The sequence below is a fragment of the Nitrosomonas nitrosa genome, assembly GCF_003051105.1.
GTDB classification, from domain to species: Bacteria; Pseudomonadota; Gammaproteobacteria; order Burkholderiales; family Nitrosomonadaceae; genus Nitrosomonas; species Nitrosomonas nitrosa.
The window spans coordinates 1-7016 of the sequence record NZ_QAOO01000052.1 but is presented as its reverse complement, the minus strand read 5'-3'; the positions used below and the strand labels follow the sequence as shown (position 1 = coordinate 7016).

The 7016-nt window shown below is 47.6% G+C and carries 11 protein-coding genes and 1 pseudogene; 3 read left to right on the top strand and 9 right to left on the bottom strand.

The window, feature by feature from the left end:
* Positions 1 to 307: efflux RND transporter permease subunit (locus C8R30_RS15180; RefSeq protein ID WP_146162707.1), on the top strand; the 307-nt coding region annotated here is incomplete at its 5' end.
* A 579-nt stretch (positions 308 to 886) separates the two neighbouring features.
* The gene (locus C8R30_RS16035; protein WP_181258764.1) at positions 887 to 1027 is read left to right on the top strand and encodes a hypothetical protein; all 141 of its coding nucleotides are present in this window, start codon (positions 887 to 889) and stop codon (positions 1025 to 1027) included.
* Positions 1028 to 1157: 130 nt separating this feature from the next.
* Here C8R30_RS16035 and C8R30_RS15175 read toward each other — a convergent pair.
* Positions 1158 to 2480: pseudogene (locus tag C8R30_RS15175) on the bottom strand (IS5 family transposase); the annotation flags it as partial.
* 336 nt (positions 2481 to 2816) lie between these two features.
* Between C8R30_RS15175 and C8R30_RS16310 the strand changes: the two are divergent.
* Entirely contained in the window at positions 2817 to 3011 is a 195-nt protein-coding gene (locus tag C8R30_RS16310) for a hypothetical protein (protein WP_219908902.1), read from the top strand.
* A 390-nt stretch (positions 3012 to 3401) separates the two neighbouring features.
* Here the strand turns inward: C8R30_RS16310 and C8R30_RS15165 are convergent, their stop codons facing one another.
* The 8 genes from C8R30_RS15165 to trbJ form a co-directional block, all read right to left on the bottom strand.
* Positions 3402 to 3857, bottom strand: a complete 456-nt coding sequence (locus C8R30_RS15165) for a transglycosylase SLT domain-containing protein (protein ID WP_107790503.1) — start codon at positions 3855 to 3857, stop codon at positions 3402 to 3404.
* Positions 3858 to 3905: 48 nt separating this feature from the next.
* On the bottom strand, positions 3906 to 4184 hold the full coding sequence (locus tag C8R30_RS15160; protein WP_219908901.1) for a DUF5615 family PIN-like protein: 279 nt from the start codon (positions 4182 to 4184) through the stop codon (positions 3906 to 3908).
* Positions 4168 to 4284, bottom strand: coding sequence for a DUF5615 family PIN-like protein (locus C8R30_RS16305; RefSeq protein WP_219908900.1), 117 nt, complete (start codon positions 4282 to 4284; stop codon positions 4168 to 4170). The genes C8R30_RS15160 and C8R30_RS16305 overlap by 17 nt, the downstream gene beginning before the upstream one ends.
* Positions 4281 to 4511 carry a DUF433 domain-containing protein gene (locus tag C8R30_RS15155; protein WP_107790502.1) on the bottom strand — a complete coding sequence of 77 codons (231 nt, stop codon included), beginning with the start codon at positions 4509 to 4511 and terminating at the stop codon, positions 4281 to 4283. The genes C8R30_RS16305 and C8R30_RS15155 overlap by 4 nt, the downstream gene beginning before the upstream one ends.
* Positions 4512 to 4613: 102 nt before the next feature.
* Entirely contained in the window at positions 4614 to 4910 is a 297-nt protein-coding gene (locus C8R30_RS15150) for a TrbM/KikA/MpfK family conjugal transfer protein (protein ID WP_107790501.1), read from the bottom strand.
* A complete protein-coding gene (gene trbL, locus C8R30_RS15145; RefSeq protein WP_258192075.1) occupies positions 4911 to 6011 on the bottom strand; it encodes a P-type conjugative transfer protein TrbL in 1101 nt (366 codons plus the stop codon).
* Between the two features lie 4 nt (positions 6012 to 6015).
* Positions 6016 to 6207, bottom strand: coding sequence for a hypothetical protein (locus C8R30_RS15140; protein ID WP_258192074.1), 192 nt, complete (start codon positions 6205 to 6207; stop codon positions 6016 to 6018).
* 22 nt (positions 6208 to 6229) lie between these two features.
* On the bottom strand, positions 6230 to 7016 hold a 787-nt coding region (gene trbJ / locus C8R30_RS15135), incomplete at its 5' end, for a P-type conjugative transfer protein TrbJ (RefSeq protein ID WP_338065863.1).

Sequence of the window (7016 nt, the reverse complement as noted above, 5' to 3'; positions counted from 1 at the left end):
CCAGGCATTCAAAGCTATTGTGGCAAAACGTCATGCAGCGGGTGAAAAAGTCACGGTGAACGATCTGTATACCGCTGTGGCACAAGGCGCAGTAACCCGGATACGCGCGGTGATGATGACCATCGCGGGCAGCATCCTGGGTTTGTTGCCCGTCATGCTGAGCACAGGCACTGGCTCTGAAGTGACGCGACGCATTGCTGCACCAATGGTTGGAGGAATGGTCTCAGCTACCGTGCTGACCTTGATCATTTATCCCGCAGTCTATGTGTTTGTAAAAGAAATTTCGATGCGGCGCGAAGCAAAATGAAAATACGATATAGGTTACAAAACTAAATCCAATTGCTAATTCCAATTCTAAATCAAAACTTGCTTTGTCGGCTTCTCCTTGCCGTATTGTTGAGGTATGCTGAATTTTTCATAAAACCAAGCAACCGATAAAATAGACCTCTAAAAGATTACTTAGTCGGCCCTGCAAAATTCACTCGGCTGCTAATACAGATTTAGGATGCGGAGTATTCATATCAGCGGTTGTAAATTTACCCCTTATAGCCGCTGGTCAGCCGAAGCAATAAAATACGCAAAAAAGCTGCCTTCAGCCCCAGCCCATCTTTAACCTCTTCCAGCAAAATTCCCCTCTTTTCTCTGTTTTGTATATTTCTAACTAACTGATATACAAAGATTTGCATTTTGTGATGTGCCCGAATACGTAATGTAGTGCCATAATATTATTATGATATCTTGTTTTATCGTCTGCTTTGTAGTAACGTCGCACCTGTGTTTATCCGACGTACTCAAACCCGCAGTAATGCCACCGGGGAGCGCTATTACACAGTGTATCAAGGCGCGCTGGCGCAGTTAGCGTGATACCTAATCCGTACAACAGCGCGTGACTGCCTCTTTCCAGTGTGCCGATGGCCGCACATTGCATGTGCGCAAGGCCAAGCGTCCGGAACCGGAACTGGCCGCTATCTACCGTGCGCTAAACTTAGACCCGTTACCAGGAGGAGTAATCAAAACATACGTGTAAGCTTGATGTAACAGAAAAAATCAAATGTAGTGCCTTACGATCATTTTTGCTTCGTAATATCATGATTGTTAAAGTATTTTAAAATGTGATGTTAAAGATGGGCCAGGCGAACCATTGCCCGCAGCAGTCAGCGTAGGTTGTAGCCCGTCGCACACAGTGCTGCATGGAGCGCATCGCCCAGTTTACCCTGTAACCAGCAGCGATCCATCCGGTGATCTGATTTCAGGTGTCCGATTGCTGGCTCCACGGCTTGTCGCCGCTTAAGCCATTTTCGTTGCTGCCTCGTTAGTGACTTGTATTTGCCGCGATGGATGATTTCCACGTTCGGATTATCAACATGCGCTTCACGGAACCCGAGGTCCACTACCACCTGCTTCGGCTTTGCGCTTGAACTTTCCAGTAAGATGCTGGTTTGTTCCAAGTGTTCGTGGAGAATGTGGCCATCGTAAGTATTGCCGGGAAAAGTTTTAGCGCCCACGATCAACCCCTGCTTGTGGGTAACGGTGATGCTGGCCTTGACGCCAAACTCATAGGGCTTACGCGCTTTCCCCTTGCCGATGCATTCGACTTCCGGTGCGTGCAGGGCGTAGAGCTTGTTTTTGTCCTTAGGCTGTTGCTTGTGGATTTGCTCGACCCGTTCGAGCAGCGTGTTCAAGCGATTAAGTGATGCAGCGCATTCCGTCGTCGCTGTTGTTAGCTTGCGCCTGATCTCACGCAGCACGATGCCGAGTATCGTGCGCTGCCGTTTGACAGCGCGCCGCAGTCGTCTGAATTGCCTGGCATGAGCGTAGCCTCCGGCTTTGCGACGCAATGCCTTGCCTTCCTTAGCAAAAGTCTGTTTCAAAGTGATCCCCACCCGCTTGACGGCTTGGGCTACCTTGCCGCGGGCGATCTCCAGCAGACGGCTGTCGACCGGATGGGAGATGGCCTTCTCCTGGACGGTCGTATCGACGATAATCCGCTCGAATTCCTTTGGCGTCATCGCCTTGCTCTGGACCGCAGTGTCAATCGTCGCTTTCAGCAGTGCTTCCACATCAGCTTCACCTATCGCAGTACGAAAACGGCCAATCTGCGTGGCATCACAGGGTAGCTTTGGCGTGTAGTACGCTTGCCCACTGAAGTATTGCCATACTACGTTCTCGGACCAGCGAACAACAAGTTCCTCATCACTAAGATTGAACGCGTGCTTGAGATACAGCAGGGAGGACATCAGCCGGATCGGTAGACGCAGACGACCAGCAGCACTGATGACACCCGTTCCTACAATCACCTGCGTTGTGCCAAAAAGATCGTTGATCTCCACTACCTGGCCTTGACGATTCTTGCGCTCAAATGCAGGTGCCAGAGCTGCTTCGATCTGAGACCAGGGTATTCGTTCCGCCAGCACAGCCAAAGGATGTCCCAAGTCAATCATTTGATCGAGACGGGCTCGAAAAAAGTCGTCTATAGCCATCTTAAATACCTTTGATTTCCCTCAGGTTTAGATGCTGTTATTATAAATTCTTGAGAGTTTAGGAGGTAAATATTTTGCCTGAAACGAAGAATTCATGAGGATCTCAGGCATTTTGCAGGGCCGACTACTTATGGCGAATCCATCTTTCAGCCGTTACATCAGCATAGACTACTCCGGGGCAGAGACGCCCGATTCAAGCCTGAAGGGGCTTCAGGTTTATCAAGCTAACCGCAAGTCACTTCCTGTAGAGATGCCGCCGCCCAGCCTGCGCAAATACTGGACCCGTCGTGGTTGGTCGAGTGGCTAGCAGAACGCTTATCTGAAGATGTGTAGACTTTGGTTGGTATCGACCACGGTTTTTCCTTTCCCTTGCGCTATTTTGATGCCTATTACCTGGAGCCGGAGTGGCCGTCCTTTCTCGACGATTTTCAAGAGCACTGGCTAACCGACGCAGAACATACCTATGTCGATTTTGTCCGGGACGGCTCGCGTGGCAATGGCGAGGCACGATCCGGCAGCACCCGCTGGTGACAGATCACTGAAGGACGAGCTGGGTAGCGCCTTATCATATTTACGTACTCTTTGCACTTGGGCTAGGTCAGGTTTAGCTACTCACGGACTGACCAGTCTCGCCATCATGTCATGATTGCCTGTGCAATCGGTGGTAGTTTTTCTCCTTAAATTCGTTGTTGATACAATATCACTAATATGTTTCTCAGCTACTGCATCTCTGGCAAAAAGCATTACCCGTGGCAGTGCATATGGCTGCTGATGTTGATCTTAAGCAGATCGCTATGAATTGTCAGGTGCCGATGTCGTCAATGTCGTGCATTATAATTTGCCTGCGGGTTATGACAGGCAAGCAAAACCTCATTACGAACAAACAAGTATTGGCCTGTATAGAACGTTGTTTTTTGCTAATCAATCACTTTGTTTTTGGGGTTTTCTTGTGATTTGGTGAAGATGAATTTCCAGCCAGTCTGCCCATTTGATGGCTTTCTCAATTAAATCGGTACGATATGTTTCATTATATTCTGGCGTTCTTGAATGATAATTTGCCGCTTTTGTCCAAATATCACCTTTGTCATTTTTGATATGCTGGCGCACGCGCCATGCGGCCAAGTCGTAGGCATAACATCCAGCCTGTGCAACATGATCAGCTGTAATATCGTATTTTGATAAATCCCGAAGATACGCTGTATTGAACTGCATAGCGCCAACATCGTGTGTGCCGTTTTTATTTTGTACCCATTGACCAGGCTTGCCACCTTCTTTTTCCGCGATGGCCAGCAAAATATTAACGGGAATCTCGTACTTGACTGCAGCGATAATGGAACATACTGCTCGTTCCTGTATGTCTAGCGGCAAATCTATCATGAGTAAATTTACAGGTTGCTATGGATAATTGCCGGTAGCGTCATCTTCTTATAATGGCTTGGGCCGGAGTGGAAGCAGCCGCACTCTGGTGCGGCTGGTATCAACCGTTAGCAATGCTCCATCAGCCAAATCTATAGACATTTGCTGTAAAGCTGCAATCACCTGTTTACCGATAGCGTCAGGATTGACATCATCTGCACGGATTTGTACTACACTGGGTTTTTCACCCTGTGTGGCGGCCAGGATAGTGCTGAAATCCAGATCGTGTGTCAGAACGATATAGTCATTTGCTTTGGCGTAAGCCATGATTTCACTGTCCAAATGCATTGTATGCGCCAAGTGCAGACCAGTGAGCTGCCTCAAAGCCTGCGTTAGCCAGCACATCGACCCAACGCGGTGACAAATTCATGTCGATGAGCAGTTTCATGAAGAAGCTAAAATGACTTCACGTTCCTCCGCACGCCATGCGGCGTAACGCAGCGCCTGCATAATGTCTTCACGCTCAAGGTATGGATAGTCGGCTAGAATTTCATCGACGCTGCGGCCAGCACCAATTTGTCCCACGATCATGCCAACTGTGACACGCATTCCCCGGATACAGGCTTTACCGCCCATTATCTCAGGTTGTTGGGTGATACGATCGAGTTGTTCCATATTCTTATCCTTTTCAATGACAAGCTGGTTGATTGCTGTTAGTAGGTAACGATTTTACGCATGCTCATTGAATCAATTAAATTGCATCACTTTAAGTACATATTAAAATCCCAATTGTCTGCCGTACTTGTTGTTAATCACATCTGGCCAGTTTCCTGCCGAAGTGCATTGGCCTAAAAATTGGCCGCGAGCTTTAAATGTCTTGTTCAAACTGATGCCGCCATGACTATTGAACAAAATGATATCGAAGTAATCCTGAACAAAACCTTTACAACCAGAAACCACACCGGAGCCTTGCATCATTCCGGCCATGCAAAGCACGGTGCTGCAAGAGTCCTTGGCCTGGGCCGGTGTACTTAAGAACAGTATCACTATAAAGCTTACGAGATACTTTTTCATCTACTTATCTCCTCTGGAAATGTAATTACCGTTTTTCTCTGTATTCTGGCCAGATTTAACCGCATTCATCAATGGTTCTATACCCTTGATGGGACTGTTTCTGCGCAATGTCGATACGCCATAAGCGGCGATGGTCGCTGTCGTTCCGGCCGCGGCTACCAAACCACCTGCGCTGTAACCACCGATTCCAGCTGCAGATCCGATACTGCTGCCGGTAACAATTCCAGAAATCAAAGGAGGCAGTTTGGAAATGAGTACCCATAAGGCTATGGTAAAAATCAGCATGACGGCAAGTTCTTCATAATTCAGTACGTTTTTACCCATTTTGGAATAAAAACTGGATAACAAATCACTTCCGATGCCTACAATGAGTAGCATTACAAACAGCTGAAGACCAACGCCGAGAACGGTTTTAAAGTAGTTGATGGCAATATCTGTCGTCCATCTGGCGCCGCCGAAGCCTAATAGAAAAATTCCGGCGTATAACAGTACCCAGGATGCGATTAATAGCAGCAGCATGTTTACTGCTATTACGGCCAGAATAACCAGAATGGCCAATGACAGAATAAGACCGATGAGACTGTCTATAGGATCAAGAATGTTCATATTATTTGTAGCCTGATTCCAGATCAAAACACCAGTATCTACTATACTGGCATGACTGGCGCCGCTTGGTAGACCCGCAGCTGTTCCCCCTAATTGCTGCATAGAATCAATAATTGTTCCGGCAATATTTTGTCCGGAAACAGCATTAGTGAGCAGCCAGAAGAAAAAGCCCGTAAAAATGATAAACCGTGTAAATTCAGCAAAAAACTCACCAATATCAGCTCTGCGCAGCAACATCATGCCGAATGTCCATACCATGGATATCAATACTAATGTCCAGAATAAGCGCTCAGCTGCATTTTGAATAACACTCTGCCAGGATTTAACTTTTCCCTGGAATTTGGAAACAACCTGGTCGAGGACACTTTGATTTGTTCCTGGATCTATGTAGGACAGCTCTGCATAAGCATTCGTAGTAAAAAATGCTAGAAGAATCAAGGTTAGAAGGGTTGGGTGTATTCGTTGCATTGCACGGCTCTCACAAATTTCAAGCAAAAAGTTATTCTGCTGATTCGTCTTCAGGTTGTTGGGATATCGGTGTATCAAACCATCCCTTTCTTTCAGGTATTTCACTCAATTCTTTTTTTGGCTCTTTCAATTCAAGCTTACCGTCAGTCGGTTTACATCCGGTTAAAGTTAAAACTGAAATCGTCACTAATATCATTAGTAATATGCTGATCAGTTTCATCATTTTCTCTCCTTTCGTTAATAATTCAGAATGCATCCCTGACCGACCAATTTCTCCCGGGCGGGAGGGTTTGTGGACTTAACCGCTTGGTTGTCGTTTCACGCGCAGCCTGCCACATGGCTTCCCGATCTATTCTGGCCTGGTTTTGCGCATTGATGGCATTGTGTTGTGCGATAAGCAAGTGCCGGATTTGCAGCAATTGGTTCGCTTGGTGGGCTGCGAGTTGATTGGCATACTGCAGCGCTTCCATTTGTCCTTCAGCGGTTTGGGTGCGTTGCTGCAGGATTTGCAATTGCGCGGCATCGAGCGGAATCTGTTGTGAATGATGATCGAGACCGCGCAGCACGGCATCGTTGGCGCTCTTTTGTGTATCGGTGCTGGCATCCTGTCCCTGTTTCAATAGGCCCCAGGCCGATTCGGTGCAGTTGCCCTCGAGATTGAAACACGGTGAACTGCGGTAGTAATTCACGTTGCGGAAGCGCTGCAGATAACCGTCCAGGCCGCCATAGCGCTGACCGTAGTAACGGATGGTATCGGTCATATGCATGAGCTTGTTCATCGTGTATTGCGCTTGCGCCCAGACGTATACCGGTGGCGCCAGGGTATTACGAATCATGTTTTCGTATTGCTGTAGCTGTGTCTGATACTGCTGTATCTGCTTCAAAGTCTGTGCCACATTTTCTATCGCGGCAACCGTGGTTTGCTGTACGTTGGCCCCATCGATGACCGGGATTCCGCCAGTGTGGGCGGTTGTGTTGAACATTGCAAAGAGAATGGCAACCATACCGGCTATTTTGCGCCAACTATTGGGC